The 20,959-nt window shown below is 63.4% G+C and carries 18 protein-coding genes; 9 read left to right on the top strand and 9 right to left on the bottom strand.

Annotated features, from left to right (window positions below; genetic code table 11):
• Nucleotides 1-432 precede the first annotated feature (432 nt).
• Complete coding sequence (locus M5G11_RS16255) at nt 433-873, top strand: hypothetical protein (protein ID WP_273910639.1); 441 nt, start codon at nt 433-435, stop codon at nt 871-873.
• Between the two features lie 167 nt (nt 874-1,040).
• Here M5G11_RS16255 and M5G11_RS16250 read toward each other — a convergent pair whose 3' ends face one another.
• Nucleotides 1,041-1,925: a dihydrodipicolinate synthase family protein gene (locus tag M5G11_RS16250; RefSeq protein ID WP_273910638.1), complete on the bottom strand. Its 885-nt coding sequence runs from the start codon at nt 1,923-1,925 to the stop codon at nt 1,041-1,043.
• Between the two features lie 25 nt (nt 1,926-1,950).
• Entirely contained in the window at nt 1,951-2,733 is a 783-nt protein-coding gene (locus tag M5G11_RS16245) for an aldolase (protein WP_273910637.1), read from the bottom strand.
• A gap of 105 nt (nt 2,734-2,838) precedes the next feature.
• Here M5G11_RS16245 and M5G11_RS16240 point away from each other — a divergent pair, with 105 nt between their 5' ends.
• Nucleotides 2,839-3,381 carry a helix-turn-helix domain-containing protein gene (locus tag M5G11_RS16240; RefSeq protein ID WP_273910636.1) on the top strand — a complete coding sequence of 181 codons (543 nt, stop codon included), beginning with the start codon at nt 2,839-2,841 and terminating at the stop codon, nt 3,379-3,381.
• Between the two features lie 25 nt (nt 3,382-3,406).
• Entirely contained in the window at nt 3,407-4,192 is a 786-nt protein-coding gene (locus tag M5G11_RS16235; RefSeq protein ID WP_273910635.1) for a helix-turn-helix domain-containing protein, read from the top strand.
• Here M5G11_RS16235 and M5G11_RS16230 read toward each other — a convergent pair.
• Nucleotides 4,181-4,768, bottom strand: a complete 588-nt coding sequence (locus M5G11_RS16230; protein WP_273910634.1) for a LysE family translocator — start codon at nt 4,766-4,768, stop codon at nt 4,181-4,183. The two genes, M5G11_RS16235 and M5G11_RS16230, sit on opposite strands and share 12 nt — an antisense overlap.
• Before the next feature lie 317 nt (nt 4,769-5,085).
• On the opposite strand from M5G11_RS16230, the gene M5G11_RS16225 reads away from it, so the two are divergent.
• Complete coding sequence (locus M5G11_RS16225; protein WP_273910632.1) at nt 5,086-6,657, top strand: TerC family protein; 1,572 nt, start codon at nt 5,086-5,088, stop codon at nt 6,655-6,657.
• Here the strand turns inward: M5G11_RS16225 and rarD are convergent.
• From rarD to M5G11_RS16210, 3 genes are all read right to left on the bottom strand, one after another.
• Nucleotides 6,620-7,507 carry an EamA family transporter RarD gene (rarD, locus tag M5G11_RS16220; RefSeq protein ID WP_273910631.1) on the bottom strand — a complete coding sequence of 296 codons (888 nt, stop codon included), beginning with the start codon at nt 7,505-7,507 and terminating at the stop codon, nt 6,620-6,622. The genes M5G11_RS16225 and rarD overlap by 38 nt on opposite strands.
• 85 nt (nt 7,508-7,592) lie before the next feature.
• Entirely contained in the window at nt 7,593-9,125 is a 1,533-nt protein-coding gene (locus M5G11_RS16215) for an EAL domain-containing protein (protein ID WP_273910629.1), read from the bottom strand.
• 76 nt (nt 9,126-9,201) lie between these two features.
• Nucleotides 9,202-10,083 carry a LysR family transcriptional regulator gene (locus tag M5G11_RS16210; RefSeq protein WP_273910640.1) on the bottom strand — a complete coding sequence of 294 codons (882 nt, stop codon included), beginning with the start codon at nt 10,081-10,083 and terminating at the stop codon, nt 9,202-9,204.
• A gap of 91 nt (nt 10,084-10,174) precedes the next feature.
• On the opposite strand from M5G11_RS16210, the gene M5G11_RS16205 reads away from it, so the two are divergent.
• Complete coding sequence (locus M5G11_RS16205) at nt 10,175-11,098, top strand: DMT family transporter (RefSeq protein WP_273925318.1); 924 nt, start codon at nt 10,175-10,177, stop codon at nt 11,096-11,098.
• A 250-nt stretch (nt 11,099-11,348) separates the two neighbouring features.
• Entirely contained in the window at nt 11,349-12,425 is a 1,077-nt protein-coding gene (gene hppD / locus M5G11_RS16200) for a 4-hydroxyphenylpyruvate dioxygenase (RefSeq protein ID WP_273910625.1), read from the top strand.
• A 57-nt stretch (nt 12,426-12,482) separates the two neighbouring features.
• Here the strand turns inward: hppD and preA are convergent, their stop codons facing one another.
• From preA to hydA, 3 genes are all read right to left on the bottom strand, one after another.
• Nucleotides 12,483-13,757 carry an NAD-dependent dihydropyrimidine dehydrogenase subunit PreA gene (gene preA / locus M5G11_RS16195; protein WP_273910623.1) on the bottom strand — a complete coding sequence of 425 codons (1,275 nt, stop codon included), beginning with the start codon at nt 13,755-13,757 and terminating at the stop codon, nt 12,483-12,485.
• Complete coding sequence (locus M5G11_RS16190) at nt 13,758-15,125, bottom strand: NAD(P)-dependent oxidoreductase (protein ID WP_273910622.1); 1,368 nt, start codon at nt 15,123-15,125, stop codon at nt 13,758-13,760.
• Nucleotides 15,126-15,270: 145 nt separating this feature from the next.
• Nucleotides 15,271-16,710, bottom strand: coding sequence for a dihydropyrimidinase (hydA, locus tag M5G11_RS16185; RefSeq protein ID WP_273910621.1), 1,440 nt, complete (start codon nt 16,708-16,710; stop codon nt 15,271-15,273).
• A 356-nt stretch (nt 16,711-17,066) separates the two neighbouring features.
• Here hydA and M5G11_RS16180 point away from each other — a divergent pair, with 356 nt between their 5' ends.
• From M5G11_RS16180 to M5G11_RS16170, 3 genes are all read left to right on the top strand, one after another.
• A complete protein-coding gene (locus M5G11_RS16180; RefSeq protein WP_273910620.1) occupies nt 17,067-18,554 on the top strand; it encodes an NCS1 family nucleobase:cation symporter-1 in 1,488 nt (495 codons plus the stop codon).
• A 41-nt stretch (nt 18,555-18,595) separates the two neighbouring features.
• Nucleotides 18,596-19,879, top strand: a complete 1,284-nt coding sequence (locus M5G11_RS16175; protein WP_273910619.1) for a Zn-dependent hydrolase — start codon at nt 18,596-18,598, stop codon at nt 19,877-19,879.
• Between the two features lie 165 nt (nt 19,880-20,044).
• Nucleotides 20,045-20,953: an MBL fold metallo-hydrolase gene (locus M5G11_RS16170; RefSeq protein WP_273910617.1), complete on the top strand. Its 909-nt coding sequence runs from the start codon at nt 20,045-20,047 to the stop codon at nt 20,951-20,953.
• Nucleotides 20,954-20,959: the final 6 nt, after the last annotated feature.

Genomic DNA, 20,959 nt, shown 5'->3' with positions numbered 1-20,959 from the left:
TGATACTGTTGGTGCAAAAGCAACAAGTAAGGTAATTGCTGAGTATGGGCCTATGAATCAAGTCCCATTGCCTAAACCCTTGGCTGTAGGCCGCGCAATTTCTGAGATTGGGCGACTACAAGCTGTGTACGGCCGCTGTAGCTGCGTTTTTATTTAGCTGCCAGCTCTGTTGTCGGTGTCCGTTCCCATGATTTTCGATGCCTGATACTTGAGAACCATCCCATCGAGCAGCGCCTTGATAACCGACTTCTCGGCTTCGGGCATATGGCTGACGGCCTCGAAACGCAGGCGCAAATCGTCGGACGGCGCTGTTGCTCTCTTTTGAATGATTGCCTTTGATGATCGAGCGCACCCGCCTTGTGCGCCGGTGTCATTCTATCGACGTACTGCATAATCTCTCTTATTTTCCTTGAGCAATGGACCGACGCTGTTATGGATAAGCAGGTTTACGATCTAACGGGTGAAGACCTCACCGACGCCGGCGTCTGGTACTTCCCCACGGATGACTCGGTGGACGATGAGTTGTCGGTCCGTCCCTTGCTCGCAGCCGAAGAAGGCAGTGACGTTCAGATAATCGTCAGAACCCGCTTCGAGGCAGCTGATGGTGCTGTCTTTCTTGGCTACATCTATTGGGTCGGTGAGCAGACCGTCAACTATCGCCAGCCAAATATGTTCGTGGGCGACGAGTGTGTGTCGTTCTGGAATGGCCTGCGCGAGCCGCATTGGGAGCACTATTCGCAGCAGGTCCAGGCACTGCGAGGCGTATTCCCGATCCGCTATGTTTCCGAGGCATTGATGGGCTTGCCCTCGCTGAGCGGGACGCTTGAAGGGCTTTACTACGTTGGCGGTGTTTCAACTGATAGCGCCAAATAGCAGCCGCCAGAGAGATTTTTGAACATCACGAGAATCTCTGCGGCACAGTAGACTCCTGTGGGAGCCGGCCTTGCCGACGATGAGGCACTGACGGTACAGCGCCCATGATTGCTGCGCAATCAATCGCCGGCAACGCCGGCACCCACAGAATCGTGCCGGCTTGTCTTTTAGCGCAGTGCTTCCAGCAACGCTGCCAAGCGTGCCCGGCCTGGTGCATCCAGTGGGAACACCGGCAACCTCGGCTCACCCATTTCCAGCCCGGTAAGCGCGAGGCCTGCCTTCACCGTCGCCGGCAAGCCACCCTTGAGAATGAACTCCAGCAATGGCAACTGGCGGTAGAACAACGCGCGTGCCTGTACCAGGTCATTGGCCAATACGGCCTGATACAACTGCTGGTTCAAATCAGGAATCAGGTTCGCCGCCGCCGTACACCAGCCCGCCGCACCCGCCACGAAGGCTTCCAGGGCCAATGGGTTGCAGCCGTTGTAGAACGGCACCTGGCCTTCGCCCAGTTGTTGCAGCTTGTGCATGCGCTGGATATCGCCCGTGCTCTCCTTGACCATGGTCACGTTCTCGACCTGGCGCACGATGCGCATGATCAACTCAACCGACATGTCGGTGCCGCTGGTGGCCGGGTTGTTGTAGAGCATGATCGGCACGCCGATGCTGTCACCAATACGCTGGTAGTGCGCGAGGATCTCCGCTTCGCTGAGCTTCCAGTACGCTGCCGGCAACACCATCACCGCATCGGCGCCATGTTCCTGGGCGTAACGCGCCCGGCGCACGGCGCTGGCAGTGGTCAGGTCGGAGACGCTGACGATGGTCGGCACCCGCCCGGCAATGTGCGACAGGCTGAAGGCCGCTACTTCATCCCATTCGCGGTCACTCAGGTAAGCGCCTTCGCCGGTGCTGCCCAGCGGGGCGATGGCCTGCACGCCGCCGTCAATCAAACGGTCGATGGAATGCCCGAGCGCCGCCAGGTCGAGCGTTTCGCCACCTGCGTCGAACGGGGTGACGGTGTAGCCGATGATGCCGTGAAAAGTCGTGGTCATGGAAAAGTGCTCCGTAAAAGGCAGGTCAGTTCAGGCAGTCGGCATGCACGCGCAGGCACTGGCGAGCATAGTAATTGAACGCGGCGCCGTGGCGCTTGGGACGCGAAATCCAGTCGTGCGCCTCGCGCCCCAGCTCAGGTGCAATCGGCTTGATTTCACCCGCCGCCATGGCCAGCAGTTGCAGCTTGGCTGCACGCTCGATCAGCTGTGCGATCACGCAGGCTTCCTCGATGCTCGCCCCGGTAGACAGTTGGCCGTGGTGCGACAGCAGGATGGCGCGCTTGTCGCCCAGCGCGGCACTGATGATCTCGCCTTCCTCGTTGCCCACCGGCACCCCCGGCCAGGCTTCGAGGAACGCGCAGTCCTCATACAGCGGGCACAGGTCCATGTGCGATACCTGCAACGGCACTTCGAGCATCGACAGCGCGGCAACATGGGTCGGGTGGGTGTGGATGATGCAGTGCACATCCGGCCGTGCACGGTACACCCAGCTGTGGAAGCGGTTGGCCGGGTTGGGCATGCCGTCGCCTTCAAGCACTTCCAGGTCTTCGTTGACCAGCAGCAGGTTGCTGGCGGTGATTTCGTCAAAACCCAGGCCCAGTTGCTGGGTGTAGAAGGTGCCCGGCTGCGGGCCGCGGGCGCTGATCTGCCCGGCCAGGCCAGAGTCGTGACCGTTGTCGAAGAGGATGCGGCAGGTGAGCGCCAGCTTTTCTCGCACAGTCCACGTATTATCCGCGAGCGAACCCTGCATCTGCGAAAGGGCCTGCTTGACCAGCTGGTCCTTGGGGAGTGCTAATGTCTTGGCCATGGGGAGTGTCCTCGGTGGCAGTTGATGACACAAAACAAGCTATATGACACAGAGTGTCATTGGCAAGTAAAAAGTTGCCTGCCGCATGGGGAAGATCCGCGTCACATGTCTATCCGATTGAAATTATTAAGAAAAAAACTTGGCATCACCCTGGAAGGGTTGGCTGAAAAAACCGCCATGACCAAGAGTTACCTGTCCAAGGTCGAGCGCGGGCTCAACACGCCGTCGATTGCGGCGGCGCTGAAACTGGCGCGGGCCTTGAACGTCAACGTCGAGGAGCTGTTCGCCGAAGACCAGCCCGGCCAGGCGCGCTACAGCCTGGTACGCAGTGGCGAGCGCCAGCCACTGGCGGGCCGCAGCGATGGCCCGGGTTACGCGGTGCTGGCCAACCAGATCGGCCAGCGCAGCCTGCTGCCGTTCATCATCTGCCCGCCAATGGACTTCAGTGATTCCACCTTCAAGGAGCACCTGGGCGAGGAGTTCCTGTTTGTTCATGAAGGGCAGGTCGAGGTCGACTTCATGAACGAGCGGGTGCTGCTGGAGCGCGGCGACGCCCTGTACTTCAACGCCCAGACCCCGCACCGGCTGCGCTCGGTGGGCGATGTGCAGGCGCAGTTGCTGGTCGTGGTGCACGACGCCGACGAGTAGTCACAAGGTTGCCGGGAGACTTGCGATGCGTACCCCTTCACGATTCTGGCGAGACCCGGCGCTGCCCTTTATCGAGGCGCGTGAAGTCGCCGACGGGCGCAAGGTCTGTTACGCGTTGCACTCCCATGCGAGCTTTTCGATCGGCGCGGTTACAGCGGGGCGTAGCAGCTACCTCAATGGGGACTGCTGGCAGGAGATCGACGCTGGCAGCGTGGTGATCATGAACCCGGGCGTGGTGCATGCCTGCAACCCGATTGCCGAGCAGCCCTGGTCGTACCTGATGCTGTTCGTCGAGCTGCCCTGGCTGGCCGAGCTTGGTTTTACCCCGGTGAACGCAACGCTGAGCCGCTCGCCGGCGCTGTTCGAAGCGCTGACGGCGTTCTACGCATTGCTGGTCGATGAGCGCATCGAGGCGGCGCACAAGCAGGCGGCGGCTCGGCAATTCTTCCTGGGCTTGAGCCAGCACCTGCAGGCCCCGCCAGCCAGGGCAACACCGGCTGACCTGCGCCTGGAGCGGGCGGCAGCGTTCATCCGGGCGCATTGCACCGAGCCGCTGAAGCTGGACGACATTGCCGAGGCGGCCGGGTTGTCCGCCTCGTACCTGATTCGCGCGTTCAAGCGGCACTTCGGCCTGACACCCCATGGCTACCTGCTGGATCGGCGCGTGCAATATGCCCGCGCCCAGTTGCGTCAGGGCCGGTTGATTGCCGAGGTGGCGCTGGACGCCGGCTTTGCCGATCAGGCGCATTTGCAGCGTGCCTTCAAGCAGCACCTGGCGGCTACGCCGGGCCATTACCGCTCAGCCCAGTAGCAGGTACACCGCGCTGGCTATCAGCAGCAGCGCAAGGCTTCGGTTGAACAGGCGGATGCGCCGAGGGTTGTCCAGGTAGCGGCGGATCGCGCTGCCGGCCCAGGCCCAGCAGCCCAGCGACAGGTAGCAGATCACCAGGTAGATCAAGGTGAACTGCCACAGCACGGTATTTTCACCCTGGCCGACGAAGGCGCCGATGCCGGCGACGCAGGCCAGCCACGCCTTGGGGTTGAGCCATTGCATCACCGCGCCATCGAGCAGCGAAGGCACGCGGGTGGGGCGGCCATCGCCCAGTTGGCCGTTGTCGCGGGCCAGCTTCCAGGCCATGTACAGCAAAAACAGTACCCCGGCCCAATGCAGCGCCTGGGTCAGGCCGGGCCAGTAGCGCAGCACTTCATGCAGGCCCAGGCCAACCAGCACCAGCAATAGACAGAAGCCCAGCGTGGCCCCGGTCACATGGCGTAGAGCGGGGCGCAAGCCGTGCCGGGCGCCGGCGCCGAGGGCGACGATGTTGACCGGGCCGGGGGAGATGGAGGCGGCCAGCGCAAAGGCGGCCATGGATAGGGTCAGGCTCATGGGGAGGTTCTTCGATGGTGTTGGTGGGGCGAGCTTATGCAGCTGCCGCAGCCGGGTATTGAAGGAAATCACCCAGTCCAGTGCTTGCACTGAGCAACTGCCGCCCGCTCCCACAAGGGCAGCGGTGCATGACAGTTGCTCCTGTGTGTACAGGTTTTGAAATACTTTCCCGCTGTGAGGAAAACCAGCTGAACTAGTAGGATCTTCGTCCCCAATTGTTCCAAGGTAACCATGACTTCGTTCTCGGAGCCCCCCAGTTGCTGGCCTAACCGGCCAATCCCCCGTCCTTGCGACGTCCTTAACATGAGTGTCCGCCCATGGAATGGCTAGCCGATCCTACGGCCTGGCTGGGCCTCGCCACGCTGATTGTCCTGGAACTGGTTCTGGGCATCGACAACCTGGTGTTCATCGCGATCCTCGCCGACAAGCTGCCGCCGCATCAGCGCGACCGCGCGCGGGTGATCGGTTTGTCCCTGGCGCTGATCATGCGCCTTGGCCTGCTGGCCAGCATCTCGTGGATGGTGACCCTCACTGCGCCATTGATCGATGTGTTCGGCAAATCCTTCTCCGGACGTGACCTGATCATGCTGTTCGGTGGTGTGTTCCTGCTGTTCAAGGCCACCATGGAACTGCACGAACGCCTCGAAGGGCACGTCGCCCAAGCCTCCGGCGCGGTGCGTCATGCGCTGTTCTGGCCGATCGTGGCGCAGATCGTGGTGCTCGACGCGGTGTTCTCGCTGGACGCGGTGATTACCGCCGTGGGCATGGTCGAGGAACTGTCGATCATGATGATCGCGGTGATCTTCTCCATCGGCATCATGATCGTCGCCAGCAAACCGCTGACCCGCTTCGTCAACGCCCACCCGACAGTGATCATGCTGTGCCTGGGCTTCCTGATGATGATCGGCTTCAGCCTCACCGCTGAAGGCCTGGGCTTCCATATTCCGAAGGGCTACCTGTACGCCGCCATCGGTTTCTCGATCCTGGTCGAGATCTTCAACCAGCTGGCCCGGGCCCGCCGCAAGCGCAGCCTGCAGCAGCATCGGCCGTTGCGTGAGCGTACCGCCCATGCGGTATTGCGCATGCTGGGCGGGCGCCGCATGGACGCCGACGAAGTGGGTGATGAGATCGCCGACCTGGTCGGTGATGGCGACGAGCAGGTGCTGTTCGACCGCCGCGAGCGGGTGATGATCAGCGGGGTGCTGAACCTCGCCGAACGTCCGATCAAGACGGTGATGACGGTGCGCGCCAAGGTCGATGCCATCGACCTGACGCAATCACCTGAGGCGATTCGCACCGCGCTGATGCATTCGTCCTACTCGCGTCTGCCGTTGATCCGTGACGGCCGTATCGAGGAGCCGCTGGGCTTCGTGCACAAGAAGGAACTGCTCAAGGAACTGCTCGCAGGCCATGAGCCGGACCTCGAACGCCTGGCCCGTACGCCGTTGAACCTGCTGGAAAGCTTCAGCATCCTCAACGCGCTGGAGCAGATGCGCAACGAGTCGACGCACATCGCCTTCGTGGTCAACGAGTTCGGTGACTTCACCGGCGTGCTGACCATGACCGACATTCTCGAGTCGATTGCCGGGCAGTTGCCGGATGCCAGCGAAGTGGTGGGCCCGGACATCGTCGCCGATGAACAGGGCTACCTGGTCAGTGGCGCGTTGAACCTGCGCCAGTTGCAGGCGCAGATCGGCTTTGCGGCCAAGCCCACCGAGGACTATCAAACCCTCGCCGGGCTGGTGATGAGCCTGCTGGACCGCTTGCCGGTGGTCGGCGACCAGTTGGTCTGGGAGCACTGGACCATGACCGTGGAAGCGGTGGAGGAACGCCGCGTGCGCCAGGTGCGCCTTACACCGAGCGTCGTCGCTGACGTTGCAGGTGCCTGAAGCCTTCGAGCACCAGCACCACCACCGCCAGCCAGATCGGCAGGTAGGTCAGCCATTGGTCCGCTGCGATGCTTTCACCCAGCAGCAGGGCCACGGCGACCAGCAGCACCGGCTCGACGTAGCTGAGCAGGCCGAACAGGCTGAAGGCAAGCATGCGGCTGGCCAGCACGTAGCTGATCAGCGCCAGTGCGCTGATCACGCCCAGTAGCGGGATCAATACGTAGAGCTGCGCGTGGGCGGCCAGGTCGGCGCTGCTCAGCGGGCCCTGGATCACGAAGTACAGGGCCGCTGGCAGCATCAGCGTCATGTCGGCCCACAGCCCGCCAAGGTGGTCGGTGCGCAGCTTGCGCCGCAACACGAAGTACACCGGGTAGCCGCTGGCCACCAGCAGGGTTTCCCAGGCGAAGCTGCCGTGCTGGAACAGCTCATGGCCCACGCCGGTCGCTGCGCACAACACTGCCACTTTCTGCAGGCGCGACAGGCGCTCGCCATACACCAGGCGGCCAGTCAGCACCATGCTCAGCGGCAGCAGGAAGTAGCCCAGCGACACCTCCAGGCTGCGCCCGTGCAGCGGCGCCCAGAGAAACAGCCACAGCTGCACCGCCATCAACGACGAAGTACCGATCAGCCCCAGCAGCAATGCCGGGGTCTGGCGCACCCGTGCCAGCAACCCGGTGACCAGTGGCCAATCGCGGGTAATCAGCATGAACAGGGTGACGCAGGGCAGGGTCAGGAGCATGCGCCAGCCGAAGACTTCCTCGCCATCGAGTGGGGTGAGCAGGGAGGTGTAGTAGTACATCACGGCGAACAGGCAGGACGCTGCGACGGATAGAACGATGCCTCTGGACAAAAGTGCCTCGGGTACAGGGAAGGGAAGAGCGGGTGACCGACAATGATCTCAGGGGGACGGGCGGCTCGGCAACCGCCGGTGTCGATCAGGGCTTGATTGCCGACAGGAAGTCGTCGAGCGGCATGGGCCGGGCGAACAGGTAGCCTTGCTGGAAATCGACCTGGCGTTCGGCCAGGTAATCGCGCTGCCCGACGGTTTCCACGCCCTCGGCAACCATCCCCAGGCCGAGCTTGCCGGACAGCGTGATGATGCTGTCGAGGATATGCAGCGACAGCGCGTCGACGCCGATCATGGCGACGAAACTCTGGTCGATCTTCAGGTAGTCGACCTTGAACTGGCGCAGGTAGCTCAGGCTCGACTGGCCGGTGCCGAAGTCATCGATGGCGATCATCACCCCCAGTTCATGCAGTTTGTCGAACAGCTCGGTGGTGGTGGCGCTGGCCTCGATCAGCTTGCGTTCGGTCAGTTCCAGGGTCAGCAGCACGCGGCCGGGCGGGAAGGCGGCGAGGAAGCGCCGGCACTCCTCGTAGAGGCTCAGGTCCTGGCAATGGTCGGCGGTGATGTTGATGCCGATATGGAAGCCATCCTCGAATTTGTCGGCGTGTGGCGCAAGGTCGGCGGCCACGCGTTGCATCAGGCGCCGAGTCATCGGCACGATCTGCCCGCTGTGTTCGGCATAGGGGATGAACAGGTCCGGGCGCACCAGGCCCTCGCGCGGGTGCTGCCAGCGCATCAGCACTTCGGCGCCGGCCCAGCGGAATTCGCCACCGCGCACCACCGGCTGGTAGAACGGCACGAACTCGTCAGCCTCGATTGCCCGTTGCAACTCCGCCCGCGGCGAGCTGGCGCGGCGCAGTTGCCAGCGGCAGGCTGTGCCCGCCGCTACCCCGAGAAACACCATCAGGCCATACAGGGCCGGGTACTCGCTGCCCATCAGGCGCCAGGATTCGCCGGCTTCGAAACCGCTGTGGATCGAGTAGGGGAAGCGTTTCGAGGTGGCGACTTCGTGGGATTCGGCATAGGCCTGCATGGCCTCACTGTGGACCTTGCCGTCTTCGCCGATCCAGCGCGGCCCCACTTGCATGCGCAGGCCGACCCCCGGGCCGATCAGGCGCAGCGCAGTGATCAGGTGATCGCCATCGGCGGTGCTGATGGCGCCGTCTTCGCCGTTGCTGACGCGATAGACCAGCAGGGCATGCCCCGGGGTGACCGAGTTGCCATCCATCAGCCAAAGGGTGCCATCGACATAATCGGTGGCATTCACCGGCTCGCTGTAGTCGCCGAACAGCGAACTGCAATACAGGTTGCCGGCATGGAACAGGTTGGTCGAGCGCACGAACGAGGTGCGCGTGACCACCTCGCGCAGCGCCAACTGGACCTCGGCACACGGGTTCCCGGCCAGCGGCAGCAGGCTGGTGGCCGCACCGGACAGGTTGCTGACGATCCAGTCGAGGTGCTCGACCGCCTGCTCGGCCGTGCTTTGTGCGCGGTATTGCAGTTCACGCTGGGCCTGCCAGTGCATGATCAGCACCCCGAACAGGATCGGCATCACGCCAACCAGCCAGGGCAGCAGTGCGCGAAAAGGCGAGCGGCCGGTGCGTTTTATCGTGAAGGGCATCGAGCAGAACCTGTGTGGACGGGGAAAGGGCGCACGGCACGCCGCTTTGGGATCCATAAGCGCTGAGCATAGCCGCTCATCGCTCGGCACACAGTGACTGTGCAAGCGTGATGAAGGCGAGGGTGGCGGGGGACGCCTGGGCCGGGTCCAGCACGGCCAGGCCGATCTTGCGCCGGACCTTGGGTGCCAGCGGCCGGGTCTGGTAGCGCGCCGGGCCTGCGCCAGCTTCGGGCAGCGACAGTTCGGCGACCACGCTCAGCGCATCGCCGCGGGCGACCGTTTCGAGGGTGCTGAGCAACTGCCCGCTGCGATAGCGGATATTGGGCCTGACCCCGGCCGACTGGAACAGGCTCTCGACCAGTTCGGCAGAGCCGGCCTGGGACAGGATGAACGGGTCCTCGCACAGCGCCTTCAGGCTGACCGCAGGTTCAGCGCACAGTGCATGGCCGGCGGGCAGCAGGGCGACCATCTGGTCTTCGAGCAGCGGGAAGGTGTGAAAGCTGGTTTGCGGCAGCACCACGAAGCCGACATCAATGCGCCGTTCCAGCAGCCATTGCAGCACGTCGCGGTCGGGGCCCTCATCAATGTGCACCTCGATGCCGGGAGCCTGCTGGCGAAACGCCTGGAGCATCGCTGGCAGCAGGCGAATCGAGGCGCTGGGGCCGAACGAGCCGATGCGCAAGGTGCCTTGCTTCATGCCACGGCTGTCGGCGGCTTCCTGGCCCATGGTGGCGGCCAGGCCGAGCATGGCGCGGGCGCGCTGCAGCAACTGCTCGCCAATCGGGGTCAGGGCCAGGCCACTGGCATGGCGCTCGAACAGCGACACCCCGAGTTCCTGCTCCAGCGCCTTGATCGCGTGGGACACCGCTGACTGGCTGATGCCCAGGCGCAGCGCGGCGCGGGTGAAGCCGCGCAACTGCGCGACCTGGGAGAAAATCTCCAGCTGGGTCAGGGTCATGGTGGCTACCGACATGAGTAATCGCTCATTTTACGATGAGCTGTGATTAGCGCCAGTCTATGGGCTCCGATTTCTCCACTGGATCACTCACATGTCCCCTGCATTGCGCGACGACCTGCCGGCCTACCTGAAGTTGTTGGCCGTGGTGCTGATTTGGGGCGGGACTTTTGTGGCGGGGCGCCAACTGGCCGGCTCGGTGGCGCCGTTGCTGGCGGCGAGTGTGCGCTTCCTGCTCGCCAGCCTGGTGCTCGGTGGCCTGCTGGCGTTGTTGCCGCCCTTGCGCCGGCTGCCGAGCCGGCGCCAGTTTGGGCAACTGGCAGTGCTCGGCTTCTTCGGCGTGTTTGTCTACAACCTGTGCCTGTTTCAGGGCCTGCAATCGGTCAGCGCCTCGCGCGCCTCATTGATCGTGGCGCTTAACCCCGCAGCAATCGCGCTGGCCAGCGCCGTGCTGTTCAAGGAGCGCCTGGGGCTGGGCAGGCAACTGGGCATCGCGGTTTGCCTGTTGGGCGCCGGCACGGTGATCCTCGGGCGTGACCCCCAGGCGCTGGGCGCCACGCAAGGGGTGGGGCAGGGCGACTTGCTGATGCTCGGCTGCGTGCTCAGTTGGGGGGTCTACAGCCTGTTTGGCCGAGCGTTGATCGCCAGCCTCGGGGCATTGGCCACGGTGGCCTGGTCGGTGCTGCTGGGCAGCGTGATGCTGTTCGCGCTGGCGATCAGCCAAGGCGCATTGAACCTGCCGGCACTGGCGGCACTCAACCGTAGCGACTGGTTCAGCCTGGGCTACCTGGGCATCGTCGGCTCGGCGCTGGCCTACTATTGGTACTATCAGGCCATTGCCCGCATCGGCCCGACCCGTAGCGGGGTGTTCATCGCCTTGAACCCGCTGAGCGCCGTGCTGTTCGCCGCGTTGTTGCTGGGCGAGCAGTTGGGTCCGGTGATGGCCCTTGGCGGCGCCCTGGTACTGCTCGGTATCGTGCTGTGCAACTGGCCTGGGCGAGTACGACCAAAGGCGTGAAGTTAATTGCGGACAAATATTTTTACGCACTGTAGAATCAGGTTACGCATACAATAATAAGGTTCTCCACGCCTCGGAGAATCAGCCCGCGGAGAATGGGTCCCATATGAAGTGTCATGGGTTCAAACTGATTTATGGTGACTACCTTGCACGCAGTGTGAGGGGCATCTCTTGCGCGCCACCACGTTCGCTCGACATCGACAGCTACTAACAAATCGTTATTACCCGTTTTGATGATGAGGACACGAACATGGCAGATATCTTCGAAAACCCGATGGGCCTGATGGGCTTTGAATTCATCGAGTTTGCATCGCCGACCCCTGGCACCCTTGAGCCGATCTTCCAGATCATGGGCTTCACCAAGGTGGCTACCCACCGTTCCAAGGATGTGCACCTGTATCGCCAGGGCGACATCAACCTGATCCTGAACAACGAACCGAAAAGCGTCGCCTCGTACTTTGCGGCCGAGCACGGCCCGTCGGTGTGCGGCATGGCGTTCCGTGTGCGTAATGCTCACGAAGCCTATGCCCGTGCCCTGGAACTGGGTGCGCAGCCGGTCGAGATCGAAACCGGCCCGATGGAACTGCGCCTGCCGGCGATCAAGGGGATTGGCGGTGCGCCGCTGTACCTGATCGACCGTTTCGAGGAAGGCAGCTCGATCTATGACATCGACTTCAAGTGGATCGAAGGTGTTGATCGCAACCCGGTCGGTGCCGGCCTGAAGATCATCGACCACCTGACCCACAACGTGTACCGCGGGCGCATGGCCTTCTGGGCCGGCTTCTACGAGAAGCTGTTCAACTTCCGCGAGATCCGTTACTTCGACATCAAGGGCGAGTACACCGGCCTGACCTCCAAGGCCATGACCGCGCCGGATGGCATGATCCGTATCCCGTTGAACGAGGAATCGTCCAAGGGCGCCGGGCAGATCGAAGAGTTCCTGATGCAGTTCAACGGCGAGGGCATCCAGCACGTGGCCTTCCTCTGCGATGACCTGCTCAAGAGCTGGGACACCCTGAAGTCGATGGGCATGCGCTTCATGACCGCGCCGCCAGAGACCTACTACGAAATGCTCGAAGGGCGCCTGCCTGGGCATGGCGAGCCAGTAGGTCAGTTGCAGGCTCGCGGGATCCTGTTGGACGGTTCGTCGCAGCCGGGCGACACGCGCCTGCTGCTGCAGATCTTCTCGGAAACCCTGATGGGGCCGGTGTTCTTCGAGTTCATCCAGCGCAAAGGCGATGATGGCTTCGGCGAAGGCAACTTCAAGGCGCTGTTCGAGTCGATCGAGCGCGACCAGGTCCGTCGTGGCGTGTTGGCGACCGACTGAGGCCGCTGGCTGTAAAAAAAGCCGCCCCCAGGGGCGGCTTTTTTTCGCCTGGCGCCTCTACACCGCCTCCCGGTACGGGTTGCGCGGATCATGCAGCCAGTCCAGGAACGGTTTGCCGGTGTCCTGCGCGACCATCTCGATACAGTCCTCCACCGGGCAGGTGATCTGGCACAGGTTGCAACCCACGCACTCGGCATCGACCACTTCATAGCGGTGGCTGCCGTCGGCCAGTTTCTGGTTGGCAATCGCCTGGTGCGAGGTGTCTTCACAGGCGATATGGCAACGCCCGCAACCGATGCAGGCCGCCTGGTCGATCTTGGCGATCACCTGGTAATTGATGTCCAGGTACTTCCAGTCAGTGGTATGCCCAACCGCACGCCCGGCAAAGTCCTCGATGCGCTGATAGCCCTGGCTGTCCATCCAGCGCGACAGCCCGTCCTTCATGTCCTCGACAATCCGGAAACCATGCAGCATCGCCGCCGTGCACACCTGCACCGCGCCGCAGCCCAGCGCCATGAACTCCGCCGCGTCGCGCCAGCTGCCAATGCCGCCAATGCCGCTGATCGGCAGGCCCTGGGTGGCCGGGTCGCGGGCAATCTCGGCAACCATGTTCAGGGCAATCGGCTTGACCGCCGAGCCGCAATAGCCGCCGTGGGTGCTGGCCTGGCCGACGATGGGCAGGGCGATCATGCGCTCCAGGTCGACACTGGTGATCGAGTTGATGGTGTTGATCAGCGACACGGCGTCCGCGCCGCCACGCTGCGCGGCGCGTGCCGACTGGCGAATGTCGGTGATGTTCGGGGTGAGCTTGACGATCACCGGTAGCGAGCAATAGGTCTTGCACCAGCGCGTGACCTGCTCGACATACTCCGGCACCTGGCCGACCGCCGCGCCCATGCCGCGTTCCGGCATGCCGTGCGGGCAGCCGAAGTTCAGCTCGATGCCATCGGCACCGGTGGCCTCCACCAGCGGCAGGATGGCTTTCCACGACTCTTCGACACACGGCACCATCAGCGAGACGATCAGCGCCCGGTCGGGCCAGTCCTTCTTCACCTGGGTGATTTCGCGCAGGTTGATCTCCAGCGAGCGGTCGGTAATCAGCTCGATGTTGTTGATGCCCATGACCTCGCGGTTGGCCCCGTAGTGCGCGGAATAGCGCGAGGACACGTTGACCGCCGCCGGGTCTTCACCGAGGGTTTTCCAGACCACGCCGCCCCAGCCGGCCTGGAAGGCGCGGACCACGTTGTAGGCCTTGTCGGTAGGCGGTGCGGAGGCCAGCCAGAAGGGATTGGGCGCCTTGATGCCAGCAAATTCGATCGACAGGTCAGCCATTTATGCAGCCTCCACAGTGAGCATCAGGTCGGCATGGATGGCCTCGGCGGCCAGCTTGCCGTGTTGCACGGCCTGGACGGTGAGGTCCTGCCCGGCGTGGGTGCAATCCCCGCCGGCATACACGCCGGGCAGGCTGGTGCGCAGCTGTTCGTCGACCCGGATGCGCTCGCCGTCGCGGGCCAGTTGGGTGGCCTGGGCATCACTCAGGGCACTACCGTCGAAACCCTGGCCGATGGCCTTGAAGATCGCGTCGGCGGCCAGTTCGAAGGTCTCCCCGGTGGTCTGCAGGCGGCCCTCGACCAGGTGCGTGCGGGCAAAGCGCATGCCGCGCACCTGGCCCTGCTCATCGAGCAGCACCTGTTCGGGCTGTGCCCAGGTCAGCAGGCGCACCTGGTTCTCCTTGGCGATGTGTTGTTCATGCGCGGTGGCACCCATGTCCTCGACTCCGCGGCGGTACACCAGGTTGACGTCATGGGCACCGAGGCGGGCCATCTGCACGGCCATGTCGATGGCAGTGTTGCCGGCACCGAGGACGATGCAGTGGTCGGCGAGGGGCAGGGCGCTGAGGTCGTCGGCCTGGCGTAGCTCGCGAATGTAGTCGGTGGCGGCGAGCAGGCCCGGCGCCTGTTCGTCGGGCAGCCCGAGCTGGCGGCTAGCCGCCAGGCCCAGGCCGAGGAACACTGCGTCGAATTGCTGTTGCAGCTCGCCCAGGCTGAGGTTGTCGCCCAGCTTCTGGCCGTGGCGGATCTCGATGCCGCCGATCTCCAAAAGGAAGTCCAGCTCATGCTGGGCGAAGTCATCGACCAGCTTGTACTTGGCGATCCCGTATTCGTTGAGGCCACCGGCCTTGGCCTGGGCTTCGAAGATCACCACGTCGTGCCCGTGCCAGGCCAGGCGGTGGGCGCAGGACAGGCCGGCGGGGCCGGCGCCGACCACGGCCACGCGCTTGCCAGTAGACGGGGCGCGCTGGAACGGGTGCCCATTGAACTCGGCATGGTCCAGTGCATAGCGTTGCAGCAGGCCGATCAGTACGGGGGCGCATTCCTGCTGGTTGTTGCGTACGCAAGCTTGCTGGCAGAGAACTTCGGTGGGGCAGACGCGGGCGCAGCTGCCGCCGAGGATGTTCGCCGACAGGATTTTCACCGCCGCGCCCTGGACGTTGTCCTGGTGGATATTGCGGATGAACGAGGGGATGTCGATTTCGCTGGGGCAGGCGTTGACGCATGGGGCGTCGTAGCAGTACAGGCAGCGGGCGCTTTCGACCATGGCCTGGCGCGCGGTGAGCGGGGGCGCCAGGTCGGTGAAGTGGCTGGCCAGGGTCGGGTTGTCGGCACTGGGGTGGGGAAGGTGGCTCAGGGAATTGATCACGGTGGTGGCCTCGTTCTTATGGTTTTGCTTTCGTGCCGCTCTCACAGCCGTCTGACAACGTTGTAGCCGCTGCCGAGGGCTCCCAAGGGCGGCGCCCGCTACGCAGGCGAGCGCAGCCTCACGGCAGCGGCTACAAGCGGCGTCTTCAGCGTTTGACGGCGGTGGGCTTGTTCAGCTCGGCACGCTTGCTCAGCAGATCGAACACCGCCGGGTACGCTGGGCGCTCGATATAGCGCCCGGCACCGCGCTCGGCGCGCAAATCACCGTCGGCCCACACCAGCCGGCCCTGGCTGATGGTATGGCTGGGCACCCCACGCACGGTCTTGCCTTCGAAGATGTTGAAGTCGACCTGCTGGTGGTGCGTCTTGGCCGAAATCGTCCGCGTCCCTTGCGGGTCCCACAGCACCAGGTCGGCATCGGCACCCACGCGCAATGCGCCCTTGCGCGGGTACAGGTTGAAGATCTTCGCGGTGTTGGTGGAGGTCAGCGCGACAAAGTCCTGCATCGACAACCTGCCGCTGTTCACCCCTTCATCCCAGAGCACGGCCATGCGGTCCTCGATGCCCGCCGTGCCATTGGGAATGCGACTGAAGTCATCGCGCCCGGCCGCTTTCTGCTCGGCGCAGAAGCAGCAGTGGTCGGTGGCCGTGGTGTGCAGGTTGCCCGACTGCAAGCCATGCCAGAGCGCCTCCTGATGCCCGCGCGGACGGAACGGCGGGCTCATCACGTAGCCGGCCGCCGTCTGCCAGTCCGGATGCCGGTAGACACTGTCATCAAGCAGCAAGTGGCCCGCCAGCACCTCGCCGTACACCGGCTGGCCCTTGGCCCGGGCGTAGGTGATTGCATCCAGGGCTTCACGGGTCGACACGTGCACCAGGTACAACGGTGTGCCGAGGGTTTCGGCAATGCGGATCGCCCGGCTGGCCGCCTCACCTTCTACTTGCGAAGGGCGCGACAGCGGATGCGCTTCCGGCCCGGTGATGCCCTGGGCCAGCAGCTTGCGTTGCAGGTGATAGACCAGCTCACCGTTCTCGGCGTGCACGGTGGGCACCGCGCCCAGCTCCAGGCAACGCTCGAAGCTGGCGACCAGGGTGTCGTCGGCCGCCATGATGGCGTTCTTGTAGGCCATGAAGTGCTTGAAGCTGTTGACCCCATGCTGGCTGACCAGCTCGGCCATCTCTTCGCGCACCTGCTCGCTCCACCAGGTGATTGCCACGTGGAAGCCGTAGTCCGAGGCGGATTTCTCAGCCCAGCCACGCCACTGGTGGAAGGCTTCGAGCAGCGACTGCTGCGGGTTGGGGATGACGAAGTCGATGATCGAGGTGGTGCCCCCGGCCAGGCCCGCCGCGGTGCCGCTGTAGAAGTCCTCGCTGGCCACGGTGCCCATGAAGGGCAACTGCATATGGGTGTGCGGGTCGATGCCGCCGGGCATCAGGTACTGGCCAGTACCGTCGAGCACTTCACAACCGGCCGGCACGTCGAGGTCGTCACCGATGGCCTTGATCACGCCGTCGGCGCAATAGACATCGGCTTTGAAACTGTCGTCATGGGTAATCAGGGTGGCGCCACGAATCAAAAGCGTCATCACGAAGCTCCTCGCAGGCTTGACCGGTTGCTACCGGTTCTAGGTTTTGTGCAATGAACCGGCGCCACCGGTATTCCTGGCAGGCCTGTCAAGATTTGAATCTAGTTGCGGTTGCGGGATACGGCAAATTTATTTTTTATAAGCTTATATTCGATTTAACTCTTTGAAATATAACAATTAAATTGATTGTTTCGACTCCATTGCGGCTGTCGCGCTCATCTGTCTTGCTTGACAGAAAGCCCAAATGGTCAAGATTTCACTTGGGCGCCCTTGACCGTGATGGCCCATCAATTGCTGTGCAAGAACTCCAGCCATCCTCGTGATGCGCACACAACGAAAAGAACAGTGGAGCGGCCATGCAACAGAATAGATCGCAGGTGAGCGAGCGTGATGGCTTGTTCGAACTCGAGGCGGGCAGCGACGTCCTCGACAGCCCCCGGTACAACCACGACATCGCCCCGACCAAGGTGCACGAGCGCACCTGGAACAAATGGCACATCACTGCACTGTGGGTCGGCATGTCGATCTGCGTGCCGACCTACACGCTGGGTGGGGTGCTCACCGCCTATTTCGGCCTGTCGGTCGGCGAGGCGCTACTGGCGATCCTGCTGGCCAACACGGTGGTGCTGATCCCGCTGACCCTCAATGCCTTCCCCGGTACCAAATACGGCATCCCCTTCCCGGTGCTGCTGCGCTCATCGTTCGGCATCATCGGCTCCAATGTGCCGTGCCTGATCCGCGCGCTGGTGGCGTGCGGCTGGTTCGGTATCCAGACCATGTTTGGCGGGCTGGCGATTCACCTGTTTCTCGGCTCGCTGTCGGCCGACTGGAAAAGCCTGGGCGGCACCGGCGAGGTGATCGGCTTCATGGTGTTCTGGTGCCTGAACCTGTGGGTGGTGTTGCGTGGCGCCGAGTCGATCAAGCTGCTTGAAACGCTCTCGGCGCCCTTGCTGGTGCTGGTAGGGGCCGGGTTGCTGGTGTGGGCGATGCCCAATGTGTCGCTCAGCGAGCTGATGGCGCAACCGCCAAAACGTCCGGAAGGCGCCAGCGTGACCGGTTACTTCTTTGCCGGGCTCACCGCCATGGTCGGCTTCTGGGCCACCCTGTCGCTGAACATCCCGGACTTCAGCCGCTACGCCAAAAGCCAGAAGGACCAGATCATCGGGCAGATCATCGGCCTGCCGTTGACCATGTTCCTGTTCGCCGCCCTCGGCGTGGTGCTGACGGCGGCGTCGGCGTCGCTGGTGGGCGAGACCGTGGCCGATCCGGTCAGCCTGATCGGGCATATCCAGAGCCCGGTGTGGGTGGCCCTGGCCATGGCCCTGATCATCATCGCCACGCTGTCGACCAACACGGCGGCGAACATCGTTTCACCAACCAACGACTTCCAGAACCTGGCCCCGAAATGGATCGGGCGCACCACCGCAGTGCTGCTCACCGGGGTGGTCGGGTTGCTGCTGATGGCCCATGAGCTGCTCAAGAAACTGGGCCTGATCGTCTCCGATGTCAGCCTGGAAAGCGTCTATTCCAACTGGCTGCTGGGCTACTCCAGCCTGCTCGGGCCGATTGCCGGGATCATGGTGGTGGACTACTTCCTGATTCGCCGGCAAACCCTCGACCTGGCCGGGTTGTACCGCGACGACGTGTACCCGGCCTGGAACCTGGCCGGCTTCATCGCCTTCGGGGTGCCAGTGATGCTCACCCTGCTGTCGTTGCAGAGCACGGCGTTCAGCTGGTTCTACGACTTCGGCTGGTTCACCGGTTCTGCCCTGGGTGGGCTGATCTACTACATCCTGGGCAGCCTCAAGGCTGCCCGCTCCGCCAGCCTCAAACCGAGTCTTTGACGCCACGGCCCGTAGAGGCTGATTGCCTGAAGGAGAACCGCATGCAAACCGCACAGGACGTTCTGCAAAGTAGCCACGCGCACATCAACGGCGACCGCCTCTGGCAATCGCTGATGGACCTGGCCCGCCTGGGTGCCACGGTCAAGGGTGGGGTGTGCCGCCTGGCCCTGACCGACCTCGATCGCCAGGCCCGCGACCTGTTCGTGCAATGGGCCGAGGCGGCCGGTTGCACCGTCAGTGTCGATCAGGTCGGCAACATCTTCGCCCGTCGACCGGGGCGCAACCCGCAGTTGCCGCCGGTGATGACCGGCAGCCATATCGACACCCAGCCCACTGGCGGCAAGTTCGATGGCTGCTTTGGCGTGTTGGCCGGGCTGGAAGTGCTGCGCACGCTCAACGACCTCAAGGTCGAGACCGAAGCCCCGCTGGAAGTGGTGGTGTGGACCAACGAGGAGGGCTCGCGGTTCGCTCCATGCATGATGGGCTCCGGGGTGTTTGCCGAAAAATTCACGCTGGAGGAAACCCTGGCCAAGGTCGATGCCGAGGGCGTCAGCGTCGGCGCTGCGCTCAATGCCATTGGCTATGCCGGGCCGCGTCAGGTCAGCGGGCATGCAGTGGGTGCGTACTTTGAAGCGCATATCGAGCAAGGGCCGATTCTGGAAGATCAGCACAAGACCATTGGCGTGGTGTTGGGGGCCTTGGGGCAGAAGTGGTTCGACCTGACCTTGCACGGCGTCGAGGCGCATGCCGGGCCGACGCCAATGCACCTGCGCAAGGACGCGCTGGTGGGCGCCAGCGTGGTGGTCGCAGCGGTCAATCGGGTGGCGCTGGAGCACCAGCCGCATGCGTGTGGCACGGTGGGTTGCCTGCAAGCCTACCCTGGGTCGCGCAACGTGATTCCAGGGGAGGTGCGCATGACCCTGGACTTCCGTCACCTGGAGCCGGCGCGGTTGGACTCGATGATCGCCCAGGTCAAGGAGGTCATCGCTGCCACCACCGCGCAGCATGGCTTGACCTACACCTTGACGCCGACCGCCGACTTCCCGCCGCTGTACTTCGAAAAAGGTTGCGTGGACGCGGTGCGCAGTGCCGCGCAGGGGTTGGGCCTGTCGCACATGGATATCGTCAGCGGCGCCGGGCACGATGCGATTTTCCTCGCAGAGCTCGGCCCGGCGGGGATGATCTTCGTGCCCTGTGAAGGCGGGATCAGCCACAACGAAATCGAGAACGCCGCGCCGGCCGATCTGGCCGCCGGTTGCGCCGTGCTGTTGCGAGCGATGCTGGCGGCGGCGCAGGCGCTGGCCAAGGGTCGCGAGGCGGCCTGATGTGGAGCCAGGGCCGACGCTGTCGGCCCTGGCCCGGCAGATTAACTAAAGTGTGATGGTTTAAATCTAATGCATTGAGCTGCGGGTGTCGGGGTCGCTAGATTCGTTCGGGCATTGACGGTGTTCGACCATAAAAACTGACTCGACAAACAAGGCTGGCAATTTATGCAACGACTTATCGCGGCACTGGTGGTAATGGCATCGACGGTTGTCGGCGGGGTGGTTCAGGTGGATGAAGCAGCCCAGGCCAGCGGCGTTGGTCCCGCATTCGTGGTGCACAAATTGAGCGACACGCTGTATGCCATCGGTGAGCCGGATTACTACCAGAAGAACTACTCGTACCTGTTGGTGGGCAGTGAAAAGGCGCTGATGTTTGATGCTGGCGCCAACCAGGCGGCGGACATTACCAAAGTGGTCGAGACCATCACCAAAAAGCCGCTGTCGGTGCTGCCTTCGCACCTGCACTTTGATCACCTGGGCGGCCTGCACAACTTCAGCAGCATTTATCTCGCCGACCTCCCGGCGATCCGCCGCTTCAAGCAAAGCGATGGCCTGTACCACGTCCCGGAGGCGGTCTACCTGGGCAATTTCGACCATATGACCTTGAAGCCGTTTCGCGTCGAGCGCCTGATCAAACCCAACGAAGTGATCGACTTGGGCGGCCTCAAGGTGCGCCTGCTGAGCACCCCGGGGCATACCCAGGATGAAGTGGCGCTGCTGGATGAAACCCACAATGTGCTGCTGTCGGGCGATCATCTCTACCCGTCCTGGCTGCTGGCCGGCAACCTTGCGGACTACACCACCTCGGTTGCCGCCACGCTCGAACTGATCAACCCGGACACACGCATCTACGGCGCCCATGCCGACGAAGATGCCAGCCGCGTGCCTGCCATGAGCTACGCCGATGTGCAGCAGATTCATGAAAAGCTGGTGGCGATCCAGGCCGGGCGCGCGACCGGCAAATCCTTCTCCGACCCGGAGCTGATCCGCAGTTCGAAACTGTTCGAGGTGCAAAAGGGCATCAGCATCCTGACGGACATCACCTTCACCGACGGACGTGGCTACGGGTACTGAAAGCGC

The organism is Pseudomonas fontis (assembly GCF_028656955.1).
Taxonomy (GTDB): domain Bacteria; phylum Pseudomonadota; class Gammaproteobacteria; order Pseudomonadales; family Pseudomonadaceae; genus Aquipseudomonas; species Aquipseudomonas fontis.
The sequence above is the reverse complement of the archived record's forward strand: the minus strand, read 5'-3'. Positions and strand labels throughout refer to the sequence as shown.